The organism is Dyadobacter chenwenxiniae, from assembly GCF_022869785.1.
Classification (GTDB): domain Bacteria; phylum Bacteroidota; class Bacteroidia; order Cytophagales; family Spirosomataceae; genus Dyadobacter; species Dyadobacter chenwenxiniae.
The window spans coordinates 1100102-1125572 of the sequence record NZ_CP094997.1 but is presented as its reverse complement, the minus strand read 5'-3'; the positions used below and the strand labels follow the sequence as shown (position 1 = coordinate 1125572).

General features: G+C 47.8%; 13 protein-coding genes. 8 read left to right on the top strand and 5 right to left on the bottom strand.

Features of this window, described 5'->3' with window-relative positions:
• Positions 1 to 21: 21 nt before the first annotated feature.
• The 3 genes from MUK70_RS04645 to MUK70_RS04635 all read right to left on the bottom strand — a co-directional run bounded on the left by MUK70_RS04645 (position 22) and on the right by MUK70_RS04635 (position 5330).
• On the bottom strand, positions 22 to 3519 hold the full coding sequence (locus MUK70_RS04645; RefSeq protein ID WP_234657611.1) for a SusC/RagA family TonB-linked outer membrane protein: 3498 nt from the start codon (positions 3517 to 3519) through the stop codon (positions 22 to 24).
• Positions 3512 to 4522: a FecR family protein gene (locus MUK70_RS04640; protein WP_234657612.1), complete on the bottom strand. Its 1011-nt coding sequence runs from the start codon at positions 4520 to 4522 to the stop codon at positions 3512 to 3514. Before MUK70_RS04640 ends, MUK70_RS04645 begins: the two co-directional genes overlap by 8 nt.
• 157 nt (positions 4523 to 4679) lie before the next feature.
• On the bottom strand, positions 4680 to 5330 hold the full coding sequence (locus tag MUK70_RS04635) for an RNA polymerase sigma-70 factor (RefSeq protein ID WP_234657613.1): 651 nt from the start codon (positions 5328 to 5330) through the stop codon (positions 4680 to 4682).
• Between the two features lie 322 nt (positions 5331 to 5652).
• Between MUK70_RS04635 and MUK70_RS04630 the strand changes: the two genes are divergently transcribed.
• The 7 genes from MUK70_RS04630 to MUK70_RS04600 all read left to right on the top strand — a co-directional run bounded on the left by MUK70_RS04630 (position 5653) and on the right by MUK70_RS04600 (position 18932).
• Positions 5653 to 8388, top strand: coding sequence for a substrate-binding domain-containing protein (locus MUK70_RS04630; RefSeq protein WP_234657614.1), 2736 nt, complete (start codon positions 5653 to 5655; stop codon positions 8386 to 8388).
• 267 nt (positions 8389 to 8655) lie between these two features.
• Entirely contained in the window at positions 8656 to 9978 is a 1323-nt protein-coding gene (locus MUK70_RS04625) for a sugar porter family MFS transporter (protein WP_234657615.1), read from the top strand.
• Between the two features lie 15 nt (positions 9979 to 9993).
• Positions 9994 to 10881, top strand: a complete 888-nt coding sequence (locus MUK70_RS04620) for a carbohydrate kinase family protein (RefSeq protein WP_234657616.1) — start codon at positions 9994 to 9996, stop codon at positions 10879 to 10881.
• Between the two features lie 4 nt (positions 10882 to 10885).
• On the top strand, positions 10886 to 14044 hold the full coding sequence (locus MUK70_RS04615; protein ID WP_244784694.1) for a SusC/RagA family TonB-linked outer membrane protein: 3159 nt from the start codon (positions 10886 to 10888) through the stop codon (positions 14042 to 14044).
• A 19-nt stretch (positions 14045 to 14063) separates the two neighbouring features.
• On the top strand, positions 14064 to 15776 hold the full coding sequence (locus MUK70_RS04610) for a RagB/SusD family nutrient uptake outer membrane protein (RefSeq protein ID WP_234657619.1): 1713 nt from the start codon (positions 14064 to 14066) through the stop codon (positions 15774 to 15776).
• A 136-nt stretch (positions 15777 to 15912) separates the two neighbouring features.
• The gene (locus tag MUK70_RS04605) at positions 15913 to 17415 is read left to right on the top strand and encodes a glycoside hydrolase family 32 protein (protein ID WP_234657620.1); all 1503 of its coding nucleotides are present in this window, start codon (positions 15913 to 15915) and stop codon (positions 17413 to 17415) included.
• A 224-nt stretch (positions 17416 to 17639) separates the two neighbouring features.
• The gene (locus MUK70_RS04600; RefSeq protein ID WP_234657621.1) at positions 17640 to 18932 is read left to right on the top strand and encodes an esterase-like activity of phytase family protein; all 1293 of its coding nucleotides are present in this window, start codon (positions 17640 to 17642) and stop codon (positions 18930 to 18932) included.
• A 101-nt stretch (positions 18933 to 19033) separates the two neighbouring features.
• Here the strand turns inward: MUK70_RS04600 and MUK70_RS04595 are convergent, their stop codons facing one another.
• Positions 19034 to 22414, bottom strand: a complete 3381-nt coding sequence (locus MUK70_RS04595; RefSeq protein ID WP_234657622.1) for an ExeM/NucH family extracellular endonuclease — start codon at positions 22412 to 22414, stop codon at positions 19034 to 19036.
• Between the two features lie 48 nt (positions 22415 to 22462).
• The gene (locus MUK70_RS04590) at positions 22463 to 24211 is read right to left on the bottom strand and encodes an alkaline phosphatase D family protein (protein ID WP_234657623.1); all 1749 of its coding nucleotides are present in this window, start codon (positions 24209 to 24211) and stop codon (positions 22463 to 22465) included.
• A gap of 241 nt (positions 24212 to 24452) precedes the next feature.
• On the opposite strand from MUK70_RS04590, the gene MUK70_RS04585 reads away from it, so the two are divergent.
• A complete protein-coding gene (locus tag MUK70_RS04585) occupies positions 24453 to 25421 on the top strand; it encodes a Na/Pi cotransporter family protein (protein WP_234657624.1) in 969 nt (322 codons plus the stop codon).
• Positions 25422 to 25471 lie beyond the last annotated feature (50 nt).

Genomic DNA, 25471 nt, shown 5'->3' with positions numbered 1-25471 from the left:
AATGAATTTAAATGGAGAGAATTAAAACCCGACCTGTAATCCGATGAGGAACGTCCTCGGCTGCGGATATTGACCTGTATCGACGCCTTTGGTGAAAATAAACGACTTGGCATCGTTCACACTGGCGCTTACTTCGGGATCATAACCTTTGTATTTGGTCAATGTAAGCAGGTTCATTGCGGTGGCGTAAATGCGGAAGCTTGAAAACACTTTTCCGCCCGTGGAATTTAAAACTGTTTTCGGGACCGAAAATCCAAGGGTAAGGTTGCGCAACCGCATGAACGAGCCGTTTTCCAGAAAGCGGTCGGAGGCACGCAGGTTGGAGGGTGTATTTTGTCCAGACCTGGGCATATCCGTAATGTCCCCGTCCTTTTTCCAGGCATTCAGCACAGCCGTGGATGAGTTGAATGGGCGGGTCGTACCTTCTGTCCAGTAGCGGAGCGCATTGTAAACTTTCACATCGCCGATCCCAGCCAGGCCCATCGAAAGGTCCAAAGCTTTGTAGGATAAATTGACAGAGCCGCCGTAAGTCCATACCGGGATCGCTGAGCCTAAGAACGACTGGTCCGCATCGGTAATGCGTCCGTCATTGTTCAGATCTTTGTAAACAATATCCCCCGCCTTCAAACCGTCCTGGTAACTTTTAAAGCCTTTGGCAACTGCCTGCTCATTATATCTGGCCACATCCGCATCACTGGACACCACGTGGTCCACCTGAAATCCGTAGAATGAACCGATCGCCGCGCCTACATCTGTTTTGGTGATATTGATACCGCCGTTGGTGCTGCCGCTCACGATGGGTGCGCCATTGCCTAATGAAACCACATTGTTTTTATTAAAACCTGTATTAGCAGAAATGCTGTAACTGAAATCTCCGGCCTGCCCCGCATAGGATAGCGCTGCTTCAAAACCTTTATTGACTGCATTGGCAGCGTTCTGCACCATGCTGGCATCATTATAGACATCTCCCAAACCTGTTGAAACCGGTAGTTTTACATCCAGTAGCAGATCTTTGCTGTCGCGTTTGTAGTAATCCAGACTCACTTGAAGTCTGTTTTGCAAAAGGCCGAAATCAACCCCGAAATCGATCTGCGTGGTTTCTTCCCATTTCAGGAAAAGGTTAGGCACGCGCGTAACGGTCGCTCCTTGTTGAAATGCCTTGTTTTCGCCAAAAGAATATACAATGTTGTTGTTTCCATAACCGCGGTAAACGGTAGGGTCGGTCAGGAACAAGCCGATGTTGGCATTGCCGGTGATGCCCCAGCTTCCTCTGAGTTTGAGGTCGGAGATGAAGGAGATATTTTTCATAAAATCCTCATTCGCAACCTTCCAGGCCACCCCTACCGATGGGAAATTACCTTTGCGGTAAGCCTTTCCAAATGCAGGGTTAATGTCCTGACGAATAGACGCATTCACCAGATATCTGTCATGAAAAGCATAAGTAAGACGGCCAAAATAGGAGCGCGACGCATAAATACTCGATCCCGTGCCTGTAATGCTGTTGGATTTGGAAACACCGATCTGTTTGATCAGGTCATTGGTAAAACCAGAACCTGTGAGATTAACGCTCCTGCTCCTGCTGCCTTCGTTGTAGGTGTTACCGGCCATCAGTGAAAAATCGTGGCGGCCTAATGTCCTCGTGTAGCTCAGGATGTTTTCAATGATAGGTGAAACCGAGAATGAATAGCTTTCCTCGATCTTGCGGTCTGTTTTGGTATTACCGTTTAAATATTCACCTGTGTAATTATAACTGTTGCCGTTGGAAAGGCCAATGTTGGCCTGGGTCCTGAATTTAAGGCCGTTGATAATATCCACTTCACCCCATAATTGAAATAGACTGGAGACGCCTCTTCCCAGTTTTTCGGTAAGATAAATGCCTGGCAGCGGATTAAGCGCATCGTTCTGGTCGATGATCGTCGTCACCTTGCTATACCCGCCAAGATTCGTAGGGTCCATCGTCGGTGCATAAGGTGGCATCCGAAGCGCCTCTACAAAACTGGCCGCATTACCGGTTGTCCTGGTATATTTAAAGTTAATGGTCTGCCCGAGCCGTATTCTTTTGCCGATCTGCTCTTCAAGCTGTGTCCGCAAATTGATCCGCTGATAGCCGTAATCCCTCATAATTCCTTCCTGATTGGTATAACCTGCGGAGAAATTATAGGTTGCTTTATCACTTCCGCCTGTCACGTTCACGTGGTGCTCGGTTACTTTTCCATTCCTGAAAATCTCCTTTTGCCAGTCGGTCCGGGTTACCAGCACGTCGGGCGTGTTCAGCTTGTCGGGCACTTTGTTTCCCTGCGTTGCGTCAATGTCTTTTACCAATTGCACATACTGGGCTGCGTTGAGCATATCCAGTTTTTTCCACGCCTGCGCCACGCCTACATAGCCATTGTAAGTCACTTTCGGCGCTCCGGCTTTGCCTTTTTTGGTAGTGATCAACACCACACCATTCGCTGCCGACGCTCCGTAAATAGCCACAGAAGCAGCGTCTTTGAGCACTGTAATGTCCTGAATATCATAAGGGCTTACTGAATTAATATCGCCCCCCTGGATTCCGTCGATCACATACAGGGGATCGGAATTGGTCAGTGAACCTACACCGCGAATGATGATTTTAGCATTCGAACCAGGCAACCCGCCCGTATTGACGATCTGCACACCAGCTATCTTTCCCTGCAAAAGCTGCTGGGCAGATGTAGCCGATACATCACCGAATTCCTTCCGGCCCACGACGGCAACCGCGCCGGTAAGATCCTTCTTTTTGGCCGTTCCATAGCCGATAACCACTACTTCCTCCAATGCTTTCGTATCAATCGCTAGTGAAATATCTATGACCGAACGGTTACCGACAATCTCTTCCTTAGGTAAATAACCTACGAATGAAAATATCAGAACAGCGTCGGGACCTGCTCCCGCCAGCTCATATTTGCCGGCTATATCCGTCGTAACGCCACGCTGCGAACCTTTAATCACCACGTTGACGCCCGGAAGCCCGTCCCCTCTTTCGTCTGTGACCCTGCCTTTAATTATCTCTTCAGAAGCATTCGTTTGGGTTATTTTCGAAACAGCAACATCAGTCCGGCCGGATGACTCGGGAGCCTCAGCAGGCGCAATGGTGGCGCTTTCAATAGTGGCTGTCCCGGCCTCGGAAGCTTTTTTCTCGAATCGCGGAACGATCACATATGCTTCCTTCCCCGCTTTTTTGAAACGAAGATTGAATGGTTTGAGCAGGTCGCTCAGTTGCTTTTCCAGCTTGCCGCCATCCTGACGGTAATCTGCGCCGGTAATGGTAATGTTTTTAACGGTTTCTTCTTCAAACAATATGCTTACCTGGTGCTGCTTGCCCAGATCTACCAATAAATCTTTCAGGTTCTTCGACTGGTTACGGCTTTCCTCGTGTTGGGCGGCACCCCGCTGGACAGGTCGGCTTGCCAATGTAATACCCTGCGCCGTGCAAAGCTGCTGAACAAATAACATGGTCAGCACGATACGGGTCTTTTGTAGAAATCTGCTACTCATGATTAGGATTGGTTACTGATGGTCTCAATTCAATAAATTCATTGTGTTTTACCACTTCCAGATGAAGCAGTTCGGATAAGATGGCCAGCAGGTCGTCGGCTTGCTTGGCTTTGTACACGCCGCCTATACGACGTTTGCCAAGAACGGGGTCAAGTATACGCACGTCCACTTTGAAGCGGTCGTTCAGCTGTTCCACTGCCTCGGACAACAGGGTGTTGTCGAAGTAAAACATGTCCTGTTTCCAAGCCACGAACCTTCCTGGTGTCGATGAAGATGTAAGGGTGAATTTTCCGTCTTTTTCGGTTGAAAAGAGGTTTCCGGGTTTCATGTAAAGTTGCTTTCCTTTCGGCAGACTTAGCTTTACCTTTCCTTTCGTAAGAAAAACCTTAGTGCCGCGCTCCCGCGAGAAAGCGACAAACTCAGTACCAAGCACTTCGATGAGATAATTCTTATTCATTTTGACAATAAACCGGCTGTCGCTCTGGGTGTGAACTACTTTGAACTCCGCTTCACCGTCCAGCATGACCTCCCTGTTACCCGAACCGAAACCCAACCTGGGAACCCGTAAAACAGAGTTGGCATTGAGCACCACGTTTGTCCCGTCTGAGAGTTTGTATTCAGATATCTGGCCATTTTCAGACTCCAGTGATCTGTACATCAGCTCGTTTCTAAAAACAAAACTGACCACCATCAGCAAGCATGCCGCTGCCACACCATAGAGCCACGGAGTTTTCCAGATACCGGATCGCTTCACTTCTGTTTGGGACAAAGGAATTTCTTTGCCCGTATCTTCATCATTCATCAATGCAATGTAATCCGACAGCGCATTTTCAATCTGCGGCGAAAACTGCGGATGGCGGCTCTCCCATTCGTCCAGATACTGGTGGTAGAGCTCTTCATTCTGGGGGTCCGCAAGCCAGTCCTCGACGAGCTTACGCTGAATGGATGTGGTCCTTCCGTCAAAAAAATCGAATAGGACATCTTTGGATAGGGATTCTTTCATCTTATACTTTTTAGCATTTACAGTCCGTTTAGGACTGTTTGGTGATTTCAGAGCAACCACAAAACCGTGAGGGAACGGGACACGGTAATGTTCACTTCGACTATTTACAAGAACAGACAAGTACAGTATACGCAACCCCATACCGGATTGAACACTTTTATTGAATCCAGTATACCAGACATATAAACCAGCTATCCTTCAATCCATTACGAAGCCTCGCAATGGCGCGGGTGATCAGCGCCTCCACGGACTTGGGAGTGATCTGGAGTTCGGCCGCAATCTCTTCCAGCGTTTTCCCTTCCATCCGTTTCAATAGGTAGGCCTTTCTGCATTGCGGCGGCATTTCCTGCACAATGCGTTCGATCTGCTGGTGCAACTCGCTGTATTGCAAAGCCTCATACGGGTTGAGCGCCTGCGCCAGGAAAGGTGTAGTGACCAGTTCGATCGGGGATGTGCGGTTCAGCTCCCATTTCAGGTGATTGTACGAGCGGTTCCGGACGGATTTGTACAAATAGGCCCGGTAGGAAGAGGTGATCAGCTCAAATGAGCGATTTTGCCAGAACGCAGCAAATACCTCAGAAACAATATCTTCGGCCACTTCCCCTGAATGCACAAACCGGATTGCGTGGTTGCATAAATTAGTATAATACTTTCTGAAAAGCAGCTCACATCCTTTTTTAGGGTCCTGGCCGAACGTTTCCCTGATCAGGTATTCGTCGTCGACGATCAACGGTTCATTATCCTGCACGGAAGGCCCCATAACCCCGGGCGGCTGGAGTGGTATTTTTTTGGTAGAATCAATTGCCATAGCGTTTCTTTAACCAATTGCGGATTTGCAGTCAAATCATAAAGACAAGTCAACAAATCTCATCCCCATACTATAAATAATATTTTTTTTTCAATAAATAATTCAATTTAACTGGCAGACATATTAGTGGCTTACAGAAAGGCTGTAAACGTCCGGATCAACCTAAGCTGACCCCGATGGAAACGAATCGATATTAAAATGTTCTCATATTTAGCTCCTGCCGGGTCTTGCGCCGCATCCCGCTAATAGTAAACAATTTGTTGGAAATACTAATTTTGATACATTTGACCAAGCAGCCAGGATTGTATAAATAGCCGAAAAATTGAAATACTTTGCCGCCTTTTTCACAATATTCTTATTGATATCCTGCTCTAAAAAAGAGTCGAAGCAGTACACTATCGGTTTTTCACAATGCACCGGCGCTGATAACTGGCGTAAAACGATGCAGGAAAGCATGTATCGGGAGCTTTCTTTCAATCCCGAGATCAACTTCATCATGAAAGACGCAGGCGGGCAGAGTGAGAAGCAGATTATACAAATCGAGCAGCTCATCAAGCAGGACATTGACTTGCTGATCGTCTCGCCCAATGAAGCCGAGCCCATTACGCCGATCGTTGAAAAAGCTTATCAGAACGGCATTCCGGTCATTATTCTGGATCGCCGCACGAACTCTGACCAGTATACTGCCTATGTGGGCGCCGACAATGTGGAAGTCGGGCAAATTGCCGGGGCTTACACCAATACACTTTTGAAAGGGACCGGGAAGGTGATTGAGATCAGTGAAAAGCCCGGTTCTTCGGCCGACATTGACCGTCATAAAGGTTTTTTGGAGATCCTTAAACGCTTTCCCGGCATCAAACTGGTTGATAAACTGGATGGTGATTGGGACAAAAATTCGTTTGAAGCCCCGCTGACCAAACTACTGAAAACGCATTCAGACATTGACGTCATCTTTTGCCAGAATGATCGCCGCGCGCTTACAGCATTTAAGGTCTGCAAGGATTTAGGGCTTGGAAAAAAGATCCGGTTAATCGGCGTGGACGGACTTACCGGGCCAAATGGCGGGATTGATCTGGTGGATAAAGACGTTTTAAATGCGACCATTTTGTATCCGACCGGCGGCGAGGAAGCGATACGCACCGCGATTTCCATTCTGCACAAACAGCCTTTCAAAAGGGAAAACCGGCTGCAAATCACCATGATCGACTCAACCAATGTGAGGATCATGAAATTGCAGAGTGAAAAACTGGTCGCTCAGCAGCAGGACATTGAACGTCGGCAGGGGAAGATCGAAGAACAGCGTGCGATTTCTGAAAATCAGAGCATTGTCATTTACACGGTGTCCATCACATTAGCCCTGGCGCTCATTTTCGGGGCAATTTCCTTTTATTCCTTGCGTGAGAACCGAAAGATCAACAAACGGCTCGAAGCGCAGAATCACGAAATATCAGACCAGAAAAACCAGATTGAACAACTGGCCCAAAGTGCAGAGATCGAAAACGAAGCAAAACTTAAATTTTTCACCAACATTTCCCACGAATTCAGGACGCCGCTGACGCTGATACTGGCTCCGGTGGAGGACGTCCTGGCGAGTGAAAAAATCCGCGATCCGCTCATCAAACAGGAGTTATCGCTGATCAGGAAAAATACATTACGGCTATTAAGGCTCGTAAGTCAGCTCATGGATTTCCGGAAACTGGGAAGTCACCGCATGCAGGTCCGCGCTGGTGAGCATAACCTGGTGGCTTTTGTGAAGGACATTATGGCGGCATTCGAACGCATTGCTTCCAAACATAAGATCGACTTTCAACTCATTGCGCCAGAACCCGAAATCATGGTCTGGTTCGATGCGACCATGCTGGATAAGGTGATTTTCAATTTGCTTTCCAACGCTTTTAAATTCACGCCGGATAAGGGAAGGGTATATTTGTATATCAAAACCATTGCGCCTGATCAGGTGCAGATTACGGTGGAAGATAACGGGATCGGCATGACAGAATCGGAAGTTGCGCATGTTTTCGAGGTGTTTTACCAGGCTGAAAATAGTTATAAAACCCTTGGAACCGGACTTGGACTGGCGCTATCCAAAGAGCTGATATCACTCCATAAAGGCACTATTTCTGTTCGCAGCCAGCCTAATAAAGAAACCGCATTCACCATTGAACTGCCGCTGGGCAACAAACATTTTCAGGACGAAGAACTACGGACCGAGCAGGTTGAAGACTTTGCAATGGTGCAGAATTTCGAGCTCCAAGAAGAGAATTTGCTTCCTAATGTTGCTGCTGCAAACGAAATTTCTGCCAGAGAACAATCAGTCCTCATCATTGAAGACAACAATGATCTGGTAAGGCTGCTCGAACAAAAGTTGCAGACCAGTTATCAGATTCTGGTAGCCAACGACGGCGAGGAAGGTTTGCGAATGGCATTTGAGCACATCCCGGATCTGATCGTGTGCGACGTAATGCTGCCCAAAAAGGATGGTTTAGGCGTTTCTTCAATCCTTAAAACAGATTTCAGGACCTCGCACATTCCGGTGATCTTACTTACTGCCAGAACCACCACCGAACAGCAGATCGAGGGCATTCAGGCGGGTGTGGACGCTTACATTACCAAGCCGTTTAATCTCCGGTATGTCCAGGAAAGCATTAAAACACTGCTAAAAAACCGTTCCCTCCTGCGTGAACATTATACCAGCGAGCTGCCCATTGAAACGTCATCCGGCACGAATCCGAACAAACTGGACAAGAAATTTATTACGGAGTTCACTGCATGCATTGAGGAGCGTTACGATAATTCCGAGCTCAGCGTGGAGGATATTGGCAGAGATCTTGGCATGTCGCGGGTGCAGCTTTACAGGAAAGTGAAGGCGCTGCTGGGCATGAGCGTGAACGAATACATTCAACAGGTCAGGCTCAACAAAGCCAAGTTCCTGTTACGGCGCGACGATCTGACCATTGCGGACATTGCCTATAAAGTCGGATTCTCCTCTCCTACCTATTTCTCCACGGCTTTCAAGGGGAAATATAATCAAACCCCTATGGAATATAAAAAATCATAAGTATCCTGATTTATATTTCATATCATCCGCTTATTATACAATAATCTGGTGTACGGCAATGCAGGAAATGATACGATTTTTAAAGATCATGTATCAAAAATGAAAGTCTGCTCATGTATCAAATTTGAAATTCCAATGTAATTCACTGATTATCACAATTATATACCTTTGAAATACCACTGTATCAAAGTTTAACTTTTTTGAGATATTATTTAGTTATTCCGGGTAGTTAGTGGTGGTAGTTTTGATAAAAAATCAGAACTATCAATGAAAAACAGCAAGGTATTAATTTGGTCGATCGTCGTGGCCCTTGGCGGATTTCTTTTCGGTTTCGACACGGCCGTGATCTCGGGGGCGGAAAAAGCCATTCAACATTTGTGGGACTTGTCGGCCGTTGAGCATGGCTTCACCGTTTCCATTGCATTAATAGGCACGGTCCTTGGCGCAATGTTGGGCGGCATTCCGACAGACAGACTGGGAAGAAAAACAACCCTTTTCTGGATCGCCGTTTTATACCTTGTTTCCTCCCTCGGCTCCGCGCTCGCCACCGACTGGTATGTTTTCATTTTCTTTCGTTTCATCGGCGGGCTGGGCGTAGGCGCTTCCTCCGTAGCCGCACCGATGTACATCTCCGAAATTTCTCCTGCCAAATCGCGTGGTAAAATGGTGGGGTTATTTCAATTCAATGTCGTTTTCGGGATTCTCATTGCCTATTTTTCCAATTATTTCATGCAGGATCTGGGCGATAATGCATGGCGCTGGATGCTGGGCGTGCAGGCCGTGCCCTCGTTGATTTTCTTGCTGTCTATCCTGTATGTACCTGAAAGTCCGCGCTGGCTCATCATGAAAAAAGGCGATGTGCAGCAGGCTAAAAAAGTGCTGGACATGATCGACGCCGACACCAGCGAAGAAACACTGTTTGCCATCCAGAATGCGAACGGCGAATCAAAAGATAAACCAAAAGCCAGGCTGTTTTCTGCCCAATACAAAACGCCCGTGACACTGGCCATCCTGTTCGCGGTTTTCAATCAGGTTTCGGGGATCAATGCCATTATTTATTACAGTCCGCGCATTTTTGAAATGACGGGACTGGGTGCAAAAGCCGCATTCTTATCGTCTGCGGGCATTGGCTTTGTCAACTTTGCATTCACATTACTAGCGATCAATTTTATAGATCGTTTCGGCAGGCGCACGCTCATGGCAATCGGCTCGGTGGGCGTCATTATCACACTAGCATTGGTTGCCAGGGCATTTTTCATACAGGATTTCACCGGCGTTCCCGTCTTCCTGTTCGTCTACATTGCGTTTTTCGCGTTCTCACAAGGCGCAGTGATCTGGGTATTTATTTCAGAGATTTTCCCTAACGAAGTACGCGCCAGCGGACAGGCATTGGGCAGCTTCACACACTGGTTTATGGCAGCCATTATTGCCTTTTCCTTCCCCATCATTTCCGAATACCTGGGCGGCGGGATCACCTTCTCATTCTTCGCGGTAATGATGGTTTTGCAGCTCATTTTCGTATGGCGCCTCATGCCCGAAACCAAGGGAACATCGCTGGAACGCACCGATAAAACAATGATTCTACACTAATATCTAAATCTATATATGAAACCTAAAATCACCGTTTTCGGAGAAATGCTCTGGGATATGCTGCCCTCGGGAAAACAGCCCGGCGGAGCGCCCATGAATGTAGCCATCCATCTCAAAAACTTCGATATGAATCCCGCATTCATCAGCCGGGTTGGTGACGATGACCTGGGTGCGGAACTCATGGAATATCTTCACCATCAGAACTTTAATACAGATTTTATACAAACCGGCATTACCCATTTGACCGGCATTGTAAAAGTAAATTTGACCGATAAAACAGAGGTTACCTACAAAATCGTGCAGCCGGTGGCCTGGGATTACATCCAGACAACTCCCGAAAACAAGCAACTGGTAAAAGATTCGGATGTGTTTGTATACGGCACACTTTCGGTCCGCAGTCAGCAATCGCGGGACACGCTTTTTGAATTATTAAAAGATGCAAAGCTGAAAGTCTTTGATGTGAACATCCGCCCGCCGCATCTGGACAGAGCTACCACGGAATATCTGTTGCAACAGGCAGACATTGTAAAAGTGAATGAACATGAGCTCAATACAGTCTGCACGTGGTTTGGCATACAACCCGAACTCGAAACCCAAATGAAATTCCTGTACGAGCGGTTCAACCTGAAACTGGTTTGTGTTACACTCGGGGCCGACGGAGCGATTGTACTTTCCGGCGATGGGTTTCATTCCCAAAGGGGTTATGTAGTGGAAGTGCAGGACACGATCGGCAGCGGCGATTCCTTCCTGGCCATGTTTCTCAAAGAATATGTTTCCGGCTTGCCAATCCCCTCTGCACTAACAAAAGCCTGTGCCGTAGGCGCGCTGGTTGCTTCCTACAATGGTGCCACGCCTGACATTTCCGAATCGGAACTCGATCATTTTCTTACCGTTAACCAATAATTCCATGAACAAAAGATTACTAATGATGGCATTTGCCATCCTATGCAGTATGCAACTGGCATGGGCGCAAAACAAGGTTTCGGTTACCGGAACCATAAAGGCGTCGGACGGAGAGATCCTTCCGGGCGTGAGCATCCTCGAAAAAGGGACGACCAATGGAGCAGTCAGTGACGCAACCGGTAAATACGCCATTTCAGCTTCTTCCAACGCAACATTGGTTTTTTCTTACGTAGGAATGGTGGCGAAGGAATTACCGGTCGATAACCGTTCTATCGTGGACGTAACATTAGAATATGATCAGAAAAACCTGAATGAGGTGGTTGTTGTAGGTTACACCAGCTCCAAAAAGGAAGATCTTACCGGCGCAATCGCCATTGTGGATATGGCGCCGCTTAAAAATATCAGTTCAGGAAACCCAATGCAGGCGCTACAAGGGCGTGTTCCAGGACTTTATATTGAAAAAACAGGTTCTCCTAATGGTGCCAATTCCCGCATCCTGATCCGCGGTGCGAACACGCTCGGCAACACGGATCCGCTTTACATTATCGACGGCGTTCCTACCAAGCGTCCAGAGGTTTTTCAGGGTTTAAATCCCAATTCAATTGAATCCGTACAAGTGTTAAAAGACGCGTCTGCCTCGTCTATTTACGGTTCGAGGGCGTCTAACGGGGTTATTATCGTGACAACCAAAAACCGGGCTAATGCGGATGGAAAGATTACCATTGACTTCAATACCAGCATTTCGGCGCAGTCTGAAAAATACGCAAGATTCGACATGCTTAACTCCGTTGACCGCGGGCGCGCACTATGGCGGGCTTCTGTAAATGATGGCGTAAATCCCGAAGATGGCTATGCCGCATTGTATCAGTTTGACTGGAACAAGGACTTCAAAAATCCGGTGCTGAATGGTGTCACGGTGCAGCCGCTGGTTGGTGGAAATGCCAATATGCCTGCCGGTAACACCAACTGGCAGAAGGAGTTATACAAAACAGGGATCGTAACCAATAATGAACTGACGATCTCGGGGGGAAGCAAAACTTCATCGCTGCAAATCAATCTTGGTTATTTCAAAAACACCGGAATGCTGCGATACACCAATTATGACAAATTAAGCGGCCGTATCAATGCATTGACGAGTGCTTTCCAGGGCAAACTGAAAATCGGGGCGAATGTGCAAATCGCTTCTTCCAATGAACGGCTTGTTTCCACCGACATTGGCGGCGCGCTTACCACTTCACTGGCGATTACCCAGGCCCCAACCATTCCGGTTTATGCCAAGGACGGCACCTGGGGCGGCGGGATCGGCTCGGGTTACTCGGACAGAAATAACCCGCTCCACATGCAGGAAATCAACAAATGGGACAATACCCACCGGGTAACATTGTTTGGAAATGTGTTTGCCGAGATTGAGCCCGTTAAACATCTTTTCCTGCGCACGAGCCTGGGCATGGACAATGCGAGTTATTATTTCAAAAACATTGAGCAATCCTTTGAAGAAGGTTCTTTCGGACGCACGAATAATAGCCTGACCATTGATCAGAACCGCTATTTGAGCGCTACCTGGTCCAATACGATCCGCTACAATTTCGATCTGGGCGAACATCATTTCAAGTTACTGGGCGGAATTGAAGCCATTAAGAATGACCTGCAATTTGAAACTGCCCGTAAAGAAGGGTTTGCGGAACAGACCGAGGATTACTTTGTGCTCAATGCGGGAACCGGAAATGCCAACATTACCGGAACCGGCTCAGGAAGCAGGTTACTTTCTCAATTTGCAAGAGTTGACTACGGATTTTCGGACCGGTATCTGGCAGCGGTTACCATCCGGCGCGACGGTTCATCCCGGTTCGGAAAACAGAATGCTTATGGCATTTTCCCGGCTGCTTCCGTAGGCTGGCGCATTGACAGAGAGGCATTTATGCAGAATGCAAAATCCATCAGCAGCCTGAAACTGCGTGCGGGTGTTGGCCGCGTAGGGAATCAGGAAATCGGTGATCTGGCCAGATTTGGCTTGTATGATACGCGCTATGGAACCAGAAGATCGCAATTCCCGGACGGCCACAACAGCTTTTTCGACCAGTTTTACAACATCGGAACGGCTTACGATCTGAATGGTTCCAATACGGGCAATCTTCCTTCCGGCATTATTTCGATCCAGGGGGCCAATCCGAACCTGAAATGGGAAACAACGGATGAAGCCAACTTCGGTGTCGATTTCGGGTTATTCAATGGAAGCATTCAGGGCTCACTGGATTATTTCACCCGCAAAACGAGCGATATATTAATCACCCCGCCGATCGCGTCGGCGGTAGGTGAAGGTCAGCTGAAAGTGGTGAATGGTGCGCAAAAATCCAACAATGGTTTTGAGTTTTCTGTGGGTTACTATGCCAAACCAAAAGGCGATTTTACCTATAATGTGATGGCAGGCGTAAGCCGTTTCCGTGACAAAATCACCGTTTTACCGGAAGAAGTGCGGGCAGCCTATCCGGGCAATGTTATCCAAACCATTCTCGGACACTCGCAGTTTGATCTGTTTGGTTACAAAACCGACGGATTATTCCAGAACCAGGCCGAAGTTGACGCGGCACCGACGCAGGTTGGCGCCGGCCCGGGACGCATCCGTTATGTGGACAGCAATGGTGACGGACGCATAGACGATCTGGACCGCGTATTTTTTGGAACAACATTACCTGCTTTTGAATACAACTTAAAGGTGGAAGCATTTTACAAAAACTTCGACCTTTCCATATTCGGCTCAGGCGTTGCCGGCAGATCGGGATTTGATGCTTATACTTTTTACAACAACTTCGTAAGGGGCCGTGAAAACGCGGGCCCGGGTGTATTCGATGCATGGACACCTCAAAACACCAGCTCGAGAATCCCTGCACTGTCGCTTTCCGACGCGAATAATGAAACGCGCGCTTCCGATTATTTCAATGTAAACACTTCCTACTTCAAATTGAGAAACGTACAGCTGGGCTATGCGATTGATTCAAAGGCGATTGAAAAGATCAGACTGCAAAGATTACGCGTCTATATCATGGCCGAAAACCTCTTCCTGATCAAATCCAAGCAGTTTGCAGGGCCAGACCCGGAACGTGTGGATATCAATGCGATCCCTATCCCCAGGACCATTACAGTGGGTGTAAATGTTTCATTCTAACCTTTTTGACAGCAATTCAATGAAAACCAAATTCATATACAGCATCCTGATGGCCGGTGGTTTGCTAACCGCCACATCCTGCAAAGATTACCTGGATTACGAGCCAAAAGGGCTTTTATCCTCCGAAAATACCAAATCGGCTTCGAGTGCGGAAGCACTGGCGACCGCTGCCTACGCAGGCATTGGCAATGATGAAATGATCGGGCCGATGACCAGCATGTGGGTTTACGGCAGTGTGCGTTCCGATGATGCCTACAAAGGAGGCGGCGGCGTTTCGGATGTAGCGGAAATTGATTTTTATGAACATTACAACCTTACCAGGCCGGACCTGGGATCCATGCACCCGTTTACGTGGGAGAATTTTTACAAAGCAATCAGCCGCGCCAATGCTGCACTTGTGAGCTTGAATGCGCTTACGGAGGCCGAATTTCCTTTGAAGCAAACCCGCATTGCAGAAATGCGTTTTCTGCGTGGGCATTCTCATTTTATGCTCAAAATGCTTTTCAAAAACATCCCGTACATTACCGAAAACCTGACGAGTGAGGATGTTTTGAAAACTTCTAATGTTGAGTTCACCAATGATCAGCTTTGGAATAAAATCGGGGAAGATTTTCAGTTCGCGATAGACAATCTGCCTGCAAAACAAACCCAGGTCGGGCGTGCTAATAAGCTTTCTGCCGCCGCCTATCTTGCCAAATTAAGGTTATACCAGGCTTACGAACAGGACGAAACGCATAAGGTGACGGGCATCAATAAAACGCGTTTGCAGGAAGTGGTAACGCTTACGCAGCAGGTTATCGCGTCCGGACAATACAGTTTGCAACCCGATTTTGCAGAGAATTTCATCGCCGAAACGGAGAACGGTCCGGAATCTATTTTTGCTATTCAGTATTCGATCAATGATGGAACGGCGGTGGGCAGGTTGAGCTATGTGACGGGGTTGAATTATCCGCATGGCGCGCCGCAATACGGCTGCTGCGGTTTTCACCAACCCAGTCAGAGCCTCGCGAATGCTTATAAAACGGGCGCAGACGGACTGCCGCTTTTTGATACATATAATGATAAAAACGTAGATTTTGCGACTGAAACCGTGGATACGCGCGTGGATCACACCATTGGCATTGACGGCCATGTTTACAAATATGATGCAACCAAGCCATTCAGTAACAGCTGGATACGCGATCCGGGCGTTTATGGTTCGTTTCATACCATGAAGGAGCAACAACTGGCAACCAGTGCTTCTTATCATAAGGAAGGCCCGTTTATCGGTTCTTCCAAAAACATTGATGTGCTGCGTTACGACGACGTTTTGTTAATGCAGGCGGAGGCTTACATTGAATTGGGACAACAGGCCATGGCACTTCCGCTCATCAATCAGATCAGGAAAAGAGCGGCCAACAGCACCGGCAGATTGAAAAAAAAGGACGGCACATTTGCTTCGAAATACAATGTTAAGGAATATGCCGCAACCGGCTGGACGCAGGATTATGCGCGCAAAGCACTGCAATGGGAACGCCGCCTCGAATTTGCCACCGAAAGTCCACGCTTTTTTGACCTCGTTCGCTGGGGAATTGCGGAGAAAACTTTGAATGCTTACCTTGAAAAGGAAAAGGTAAGACGGCCATTTTTGGCAACCGCCAAATTCACCGCCGGCAGGGATGAATATCTTCCTATTCCGCAACGGGAAATCAGTTTCACAAAGGGGTTATACAAACAAAATCCGGGATTTTGAGGCGGCGGTCAGCTATCGGCAGTCGGCCATCGGCACTCGGCTATCGGCGGTCGGCTTTCAGCAGTCGGCGGTCGGACTTGGGAAATTGACGGCCGATAGCTGATGGCCGAAAGCAAAAAAACAACCAACCAGTTATATGAAAAAAATCATTATTGCGCTGCTTTTCATTTGTGCCATTACAGGCGCAGATGCCAATGCTCAGGATTTTAAAGAAAAATACCGCCCGCAGTTTCACTTCACGCCCAAGGCCAACTGGATGAATGATCCGAACGGAATGGTGTATCACAATGGCATTTACCATCTTTTTTATCAGTACTATCCCGACGATAAGATCTGGGGGCCGATGCACTGGGGACATGCAACAAGCAAGGACATGATTGCGTGGAAAGAGCAGCCGATTGCTTTGTATCCCGACAGTCTGGGCTACATTTTCTCAGGAAGCGCGGTTGTTGACAAGAATAATACGGCAGGATTCGGGAAAGATGCACTGGTGGCCATTTTTACGCACCATGATCCGGTGCAGGAAAAGCAAAAAACGGGTAAACATGAGACGCAAAGCATTGCATACAGTCTGGATGACGGGAAAACCTGGACGAAATACAAAGGAAATCCGGTTGTTCAGAATCCGGGGATAACCGATTTCCGTGATCCGAAAGTAATGTGGTTTGAACCTCAGAAAAAATGGGTGATGACATTAGCGACCAAAGACAGGATCACCTTTTATTCTTCACCGGACCTTAAATCTTGGTCCCGGGAGAGTGATTTCGGCGCCAATGAAGGCGGCCATGGCGGTGTGTGGGAATGTCCTGATCTGTTCCCGATCATGCATGAAGGAAAACAAATGTGGGTTTTGATCGTAAACATTAATCCGGGTGGTCCCAATAAAGGCTCGGCTGGTCAGTATTTTCTGGGAGATTTTGATGGTAAAACATTCACTTCCAACTCCAAAGAAACCAAATGGCTGGATTTTGGGACAGACAATTATGCGGCCGTTACATTCGCTAACACCGGCGACCGGCGTATTCTGATGGGCTGGATGAGCAACTGGCAATACGCGAACCAGGTTCCGACCGATCCCTGGAGAAGTGCCAACACTATCGCCAGAGAATTGGGATTAAAAACGGTTGGAAAGGAGACTTACCTTACTTCGGTTCCTGTAAAAGAGCTGGACGTTTTAAACACAACCGGCTTTTCCGAAACCAATGCCAAAGTGAAAGGATCACTCGACCTGACCGCAAAGGCGAAAAATAAAACGGGCTTGTTCCGACTGGATTTAACCACCAAAAACACAGCAGATTTCTCAATTGTTCTTGCAAATGAAGCTGGCAATGAGCTGATTATAGGCTACGACAAGGCCAAAAACCAGTATTACATTGACCGTTCCAAATCAGGCAAAACCGATTTTGAAAAGGGCTTTGGCGAAAAACACATTGCACCCAGATTCGCAACGGAAACCAGCATTCCACTCACATTAATAGCAGATGTAGCCTCTGTAGAGCTTTTCGCAGACAACGGACTGACGGTGATGACGGATATTTTCTTTCCCGAAACCCCCATGTCCAAACTGCACATAAAGTCCACGGCTGGAATCACCCTTGATGCTTTGAAATACACTGCATTGAAACCTTCTTTGGAGTAATCGTAATTAAATATCTACCACCAAAGGCCAAATCCTAACAATGGAGCCGTGCCTGCGGTGGTAGATCTCATGGTAATATGCCATCATTGATTTTTAGGATGATGGATCTTTTTCAAATGAACCCGTTAAATATATTAGTAACAGAAAGGTAATTTTCAGGCAATCAAGTTAATGTTTTGATAAAATACACCAGCGTAGTTTTACCAAAACTAAACTTTGACAAAATGAAGAACTTTCTATTTTCTTGCCTTACCCTCGCTGCTGCTACCGCTCTTTTGAGCAGCTGTACAGACCATGAACTCCCATCTGAAAATTACCCGGAAAAAGCAGAGGCGTCGAATCCGAAAACCCTTACAGAAGTTAATGGTGTCAAAGTATACAATGGTGGTTTCGGCTCAGCCATTGTACAGGATCCAAACGACCATATGGCATTTTATCTCTTGACGGACCGGGGCCCGAATATTGACGGGAACGTAGCTAATTCAAAGGTGTTTGCAGCTCCTAACTTCGTGCCCCAGATCGGTAAGTTCAGGCTAATCGGTGATCAGCTTGTACTGGAAAAGACTATTGAGCTGAAAAATGAAAATGGGACTCCACTTACCGGCTTACCGAATCCTGCCGGGTTTGGTTTCAGCGGGGAAACAGCGTTGGATGTGATGGGGAACATTCTGCCTAATAGTGTCGATGGCCTGGATTCAGAAGGTTTGGCAATGGCTAAGGATGGGACATTTTGGGTGAGTGATGAATACGGCCCTCACCTGGTGCATTTTGACGCGAACGGTAACACGCTGGAACGCATCAACCCATTTGGCAATGGAAAAGGCGGAAGGAAGATCCCATCCGTTTTTGCTAAACGCAGGCCAAATCGTGGTATGGAAGGCCTTACTATCACGCCTGACGGCAAAACATTGGTGGGCATTATGCAATTCCCACTGTACAATCCTTCCTCAGCCGCCGTTTCCGGCTCACTTGTAACGCGTATTTTGGCATATGATATTGCAAGCGGAACAAGCAAGCAATATGTGTATCTGATCGACAAGGCAAATCTTCAGGCAAACAGCGAGATTGCTGCCATCAGTAACACAAGCTTTTTGGTGCTGGAACGTGACGGCGAATATGCGACCAACGTCAACAAGGCTTCGGTAATTAAAAAAATATATAAAATCGACCTTTCCGCTGCTACTGACATCTCTGACTCTAATGATGGCGGAGCTGGCAAATTATATGCAGGTCTGACGGTCGAACAATTGAAGGATGCAGCAACGTTGGCAACCCATAGCATTGTACCAGTGACCAAAACGCTGGTGGCTGATCTGATGACGGACATTCCAACTTTATACCCGCACGATAAGGCGGAAGGCATTGCCATTATCAATTCCACCACCATTGCCATTGCTAATGATGATGATTTTGGCGTTGTTGGCACAGGTTCATATATGTCTAAAATTCTGCCTTCAACCGGCGCTGTGGATCGCAACACAATCTATTTTGTAAAGCTTAAACAACCGCTTTGGTAGGTAAAATTCAGACAACGGTTATTGCTTAGATGTAACAAAAAAAGCTGTGCGGATCAGATCACCGCACAGCTTTTTTATTGATATGATAAATATAACTACGGCTAGTTGACAACTAATCTAACATGCTGCTTACCGAGCCCGGCTGCCACAAATTCCACATAGTATAATCCGGGCACCAATGCGGTTTTCGTATTCAATAAAAACTCATGGGCACCCTCCCCTTTTGTTACAGACACATTTACCTGCTGACCCGAAATACCAAACATTCGCACAGAACTAACATCCACATTAGCAGCTGATAATGTAAATGCTCCTTGGTTCGGGTTTGGATAGATCGTATTCACCAAAGTTTCGGAAGCGGCTTTTATAGCAACAATTCGCGACAACTCAAAAGTGCCTTTAAAATCATTTTGTTTAAGCTGATAGTAATAAGTTTTCCCCGGCTCTACATCCGTGTCCTGGAAACCGTAGACATTGCTCTGGTTTGTAGTTGCATTGCCTGCCACAAACCCGATCTGTTCAAACTGCTTTCCATCCCGGCTCTTCAACACCTCAAATCCCTTGTTATTTTCTTCACTGGCCGTCTTCCAGGTCAATGCGATTGAATGCTTTGATGCAGTACCCTCGAATGAAATGTAGGTTACAGGCAAAGCTTTGTTCAGTCCCAATCCAATCAGGACCGGATCATGGTCGGCGGACCTAAACTGGTCTGCGCTATACAAGCCACTCACCTGAGCCGCTGATTTGAACTCTGTATTGTAATCCATTACACTTGGCTCGTCAGCGTTGATGTGCCATTTGGCTGCGCCGGTTACTTGCCTGGCCAATGAGCTGCTTGCCAATGCATGGTCCAGCGAGCCAATCTGACCGTCGAATACATACGAATAAGATGTTGCAGGAAGCAGGTTTTGATATCCTGCCGATGCCAGAATCGTAAGTGGTTCTTCCTTGGCATATGCATTCAAATCACCTAATATCAAGTAATCCGGATCTTGGCTGCCGGTAGGTTTCTGTGCTAACCACGCAGCCAGATCCGCTGCTTGCCTGCTACGTGTGCCATTGGAGAAGCCTTGCCCGTCACCGGCGTTAGCATCGCCTTCTGCGCCAGAGCTTGACCCTTTGGATTTGAAATGGTTTACCACTACGGTAAACTCCTCGCTGTTCGAGTTCTGGGTAAAGGTTTGGGCCAAAGGCCTGCGGCCTACCAGGTCAAATGCTGCGCTGGTCGTCAGTGTAGCTGCATTGCCTGTGGGTGTTACCTGGGTAGTTTTATAAATCATCCCGACCGTGATCAGGTCTGTTGAAATGGGAGCGCCTGCGCTGGAGGGATTCACAAATGCATAATCGCCGCTTCCTTCCGGGTCGGCATTCAGGCCGTTTACCAAGTCTTCAAGGGCTGCTGTTGGCGTAGTTCCATTGTACTGGATTTCCATTAACCCAATCAGATCTGCGCCGGAGCGGATCAGTGCTTTAATGATTTTTGCCTTTTGACGGCCAAATTCCTCGGCATTATTGGCACCACGGTATGTATCGCCGCTCACGTCCAGATCCACAAAATAGTTGAGCACATTCGCACTCCCGACTTTAAGGGTTGGCGTTCCCGAAAGTGTGCCGCCGGTCAGGTCGGGCGGCGTGACGGGACGCTGATTCGATGGCTGAAAATCTACGCCGGCAGCCGTTTGTATACGGTAACCTTCCAGACGTTCGTCGAGGATACCAACAATGCTGGTAACCTGATCACCTCCACGCAATGTATTGGACGCGCTCAAAGGGTTTCCGCCGCGGCCAAATATGATCGGGTCCGGGTTTTGTCTTGTGCTGCCATCATCGAGCAAGATCTGCCGTCTGGCTATTTGGGCCAGATATGCGCTGTATCCGGCAGCGTCAGGTGCGTTGAACTGTGTAAATTGGTCGAGCCGCGCATCTGTTCCCGGCTGGTTACCCTCGCCCTCTACCGAAAGCAAGACTTGCCCATAGCGACCCAACTCAAAGAATTCGGTGACGGCCAGATTTCCGGTTGTTGCACTCAGCTCGGCCAACATTCCTTCGTACCGTTCCAGATCAGCCACATTTGCGACGGGCAACTTGACGGCAACCGGAGCCGGCAATGTGCTGGGGCCGAGATTGGCAAAGCTGGTCAATGTTTTAATTTCAGTCAAACGGGTGGTAACCCCGCTGGTTGTTCCTACAAAATCGACGACTGTGCCGGTTAGATTGACCTTATCACCCTGGTTTGGCGTTACCACTCCGACAGGGTCCGATGAGACATTGAAAACAAAAATACCTTCCGAAGTGGCTGGATCTGAATCAGCATCGGCGTCTTCCTCCTGGACATAAAAACCATTCAGACCTGTTACTCCAATGAATGTTCGCGTGACTACACCCTCAATCGTGTATTCGCCGGTGAGTGCCGCCAGCTGCCCACTTCCCTGAATCGCACTGATCTTCGTTGCCGAGCCAGGAGGCGCGATGGTCGTAAAATTCCATGCGGCTGCATCTGTGATACCTGAGAAATCATTGCCAGCAGCATCACTGAACGCACCTGCAGACAATGTCACCGAGTATGATTTGGTATTGAGTAACGTAACCCCCGAAATTGTAACGGCGGGACCATTTACAGCAACATTGGCCGATTGAATGTCTACTATCTCCGTAGTATTATCTGTCGTATTGGTAATGGTAAATGCACCGGCCTTTTTTACCACATTTTCGGACAAGGTAAGTATTAGATTGGCCGTTAACTGAACATTCGTGGCATTGTCTTGCGGAGAGAGACCACTGATCACAGGCGCAGTGATATCGGGGCCTGAAACCGTTTCATCAATCGTAACATCATCCAATGCAATTCGGTCGCGGCTGCCTGTGGTGCCTACCGACGATTCCCAGTAAATCCATCTGAGTTGCACCAGGTTTTGGTTTTCCAAAGTAGCGGGAAGCGTTAACGAAAATGACGCAGCATGGCCAGCTGCATTCCCTGCCGATGCGTAAACATCACCGCCAGTCCCCAGATCGACAAAATTTCCTGTGTCGCCAATCCTGTATTGCAGCGCAAGACTATTGTCCCTGCTGGCTTGCTGCTGGATTGTGCGGGCAGTCCATTCAACCAGAACGTTTGTTTTTCCAATTGTATTGATTGAGATAACCACTGCACCGGCAGCATTCGACCCGGAAGCGAGCATAGCAATCCCGTTTTCTCCGTTGGGTCCTGCATTTAGCCAACCGCCGGAACTAGGACCGGTTAAATACGGCAGGTCGCCATTCGCCGGGCTGGTTGTTCTGCTTGTTGGAATAGCAGCACTGGTTGTTCCAAAACGATGCACGGCAACTCCTGCGGGAAGTGCAGAACCTGCAATTTCAGTAAAGGAAAACGGGAGGCTTTGTGCTGGTGGCCAGGTTTGGGCAAACCCACTTGTAGCCAGGGCGGAAATCCATACCGAGCATATGAAAAGGGCAAAAGTCTTCTTTGATAAATGATTCATCATAACAACAGGATTAGTAGGTGATGTAGGTTTTCAACTAAATAAAATGCGCTATGCCGTTATGGTTTCAGAATGGCCGACAGTGGTGGCGATCGTCAACGAAGTGATGCTGGCCACATAGCGCCATTCACTTACAATTTTACTTGTGCTGAATTTGGCCATCACATATCCTCTTCTCGAAGCATCCAGGTATTGCAGGTCGTCCACGAGTAAGGCCAGTGCCTGCTCAAAACCGCCCAGTGAAACCGGGTCGGCACCAAGATATTCTTCAAAACCAGGCGAAGTAACAGAGGGAGCTGCCAGTTCGAGGCCTGCCTGGGATTTATCATTGGCGTTCAAATGTGAATACCAGCCATTGTGCGAATCACCTGCGAGCCCTATCAGCTTTTTGCCTTTTGCCATTGCATATACCTTTTCACGCTCGATCGGATACCCATCCCAGGCGTCCAGATTGTAGGGAAGCACCGTTTGTATCCGCGCTTTGTCCTGCGGTGTTAAGGTAGGATCATTAGCCAAAAAGCGGGCTTTTAACTGAGTAAGCTCACCCAATAATTTCTGGAACATCTTGAATGTCGCAGGACTTGCAGAGCCTGTCGCATCGACTTCACCAACGATCTGTACAATTGCCAGCAGCAGCTCAGCCGGCACGTACATTTTGCCCATCAAAACCTGTTGGCCCAAAACCTGCCATGCACCTTTGCCAGACCCAATGGCCGCTCCCAGCCAGTCAAGCTGCTCTTTCCCCAGAATCGTGCGGTTAGGATTAAGCCAGTCTTTCTGAAAAGCGGCCGCGTCCAATCCTGTTTGTGTAAAATAATCTGCATAGGAAAGCTGCTTGTCCCGGCCAATGATACGGGTGTCAAGCATATGCAGGTCTAGTATGTTGCCAAATGAAAAGCTCCTGTAAATCTTCTCATCGACCAGTGTTCTTACGCCAATGTATTCGTGATAGGCTTTGATGGCGCGCTGTTTCCTTTCCTGGAAGCTGCCCTCATTCTGGTTATGATTCTGGGCGCCGTCTTTGAAAGCATCATTCGCTACTTCGTGATCGTCCCAAACGCAAATAAATGGCTTTTTCTGGTGCGCCAGTTGCAGCTGTGGGTCGCTCCGGTATTGTTTGAAACGTGTGCGGTAATCGTCCAGAGACAGGATTTCATTCGCAGGCTTATGCAGGCGCGCCAGGGCAATGGTATCCGGATTGGAGCCGTACTGTCCTGCACCGTATTCATAAATGTAATCGCCCAAATGAAGAACAACATCCGCCTCCGAAGCAGCAATGGCCCCATAAACATTGAATAGCCCTGCCGGATAGTTTGAACACGAGCAAACTGCCAGTTTGACTTCATCCATCTCGCCAGCCTTCGCCAGTGTCTTAGTTTCCCCGACAGGTGACACTACCTGGGTATTCGTGATAGTAAACCGATAGTAATACTTGGTGTTGGATTTCAAGCCACTGATATCTACGCTGATTGTAAAGTCATCTTCCACGGAAGCATCCAGCATTTCCGTTTTGATGATCTGGGCAAAGCCGGCATCCGTAGCAATGTCATAAGTAAGGGTCACTTTCTGGGAAGAGGCATTTGCGGGCGAAACCCTTGTCCAAAGGATAATCTGGGTGCTTGTCGGATCAAAACTGGCAACATTGTAGTCAAAGCTCCCATTCTGATTCGGATCATTTGGATCAGGAATGTTGTGATCCGTGCAACTGCCAATCAGCACAGTTGAAAAAATTACACCTCCTGCGCCCAGCACAGAGCGTTCCAAAAATTTTCTGCGGTTAATTGTAGTATTGCCTTTCATACAGTCATGGATCATTTGAGATTAATCCATAAAGCTACCTTGCGCCTGTTTCCCGGATGTAACCAGAAGTTTAAATTGCTGTTAAGCTATTCATTCAGGATCGTAGCTTATGCCTTTGCGAACGTCTGCACAGATGTGCCCGTTGAAGGATTTACCATTTCAGATAGGTCAATGCGCTGCTTTTCAACTTTAATTTAATATTAGCTTAACATCAGATAAATTACTTTGCAAGAAAACGCGGATGGAAATTTTCTTAATGGTCCTGGGCGGGCTAGGCTTATTCCTTTTTGCAGTCAACAACCTCTCTGAAACGCTCAAAGAGCTCATCGGCAACAAGGCTAACAAATGGCTTGATTTATTTACCAAAAATCTTCTCACTTCGGTCATTACCGGCACGGTTGCAACGATATTGCTGGACTCTTCCTCAGCGGTAATTATCATGACCATTGTCCTTGTTAATGCAGGCGCTCTGTCCTTTCGCCAGTCGCTGGGAATCGTGATGGGGGCCAACATTGGCACTACCTTTTCAAGTCAACTGATTGCCCTGGATATCGGCCAGTACTCCCCCATCCCAATCTTTCTGGGGCTCGTGTTCAGCTTCATTTCCAAGAATGAGAAAGTTTCCAAAACCGCAAGGGTTGTGCTTTTCTTTGGCATCTTGTTCTTTGGGCTTTACACCATGGAAAGGGCTGTGGAACCATTGAAAGACCACAAGCAATTTCTATCGTGGATGGAAAAGCTCGATAGTCCCTTGCGCGGGACACTTATTGGTGCATTGGTTACGCTGGTTATCCAGTCTTCATCAGCAACTGTGGGCATGGTGATCACCCTGGCTAAGAAAGAGCTTATTAATTTGCCCGGTGCGATTGCTGTTATGCTGGGCTCGGAACTGGGAACTTGCTCTGACACTTTGATGGCCACCATCCGTTCGGACCGGCAAGCCGTCAAAACGGGTTTGTTCCACTTATTATTTAATATCATTTGCATTGCCCTGGGTTTAGCGGCATTTCCTTATTTCAACACCTTTATAGAATGGGTGTCAAATGGTGCCGGAATGCAGCAGAAAATTGCCAATGCCCATATGATCTTTAATATAGCCGGCGTCGTGCTTTTCCTTCCTTTGATCCCTTTTGTTGAAAAGCTTCTCAACCGGTTCCTGCCAGAAAAACAGAAAGCCGCCCAACAGGTCGAGTCATCGGCTACGGCCTGATGAGATTACTTTTAGCTATGACAAATAATAGAACGCGCCTGATGCGGAGG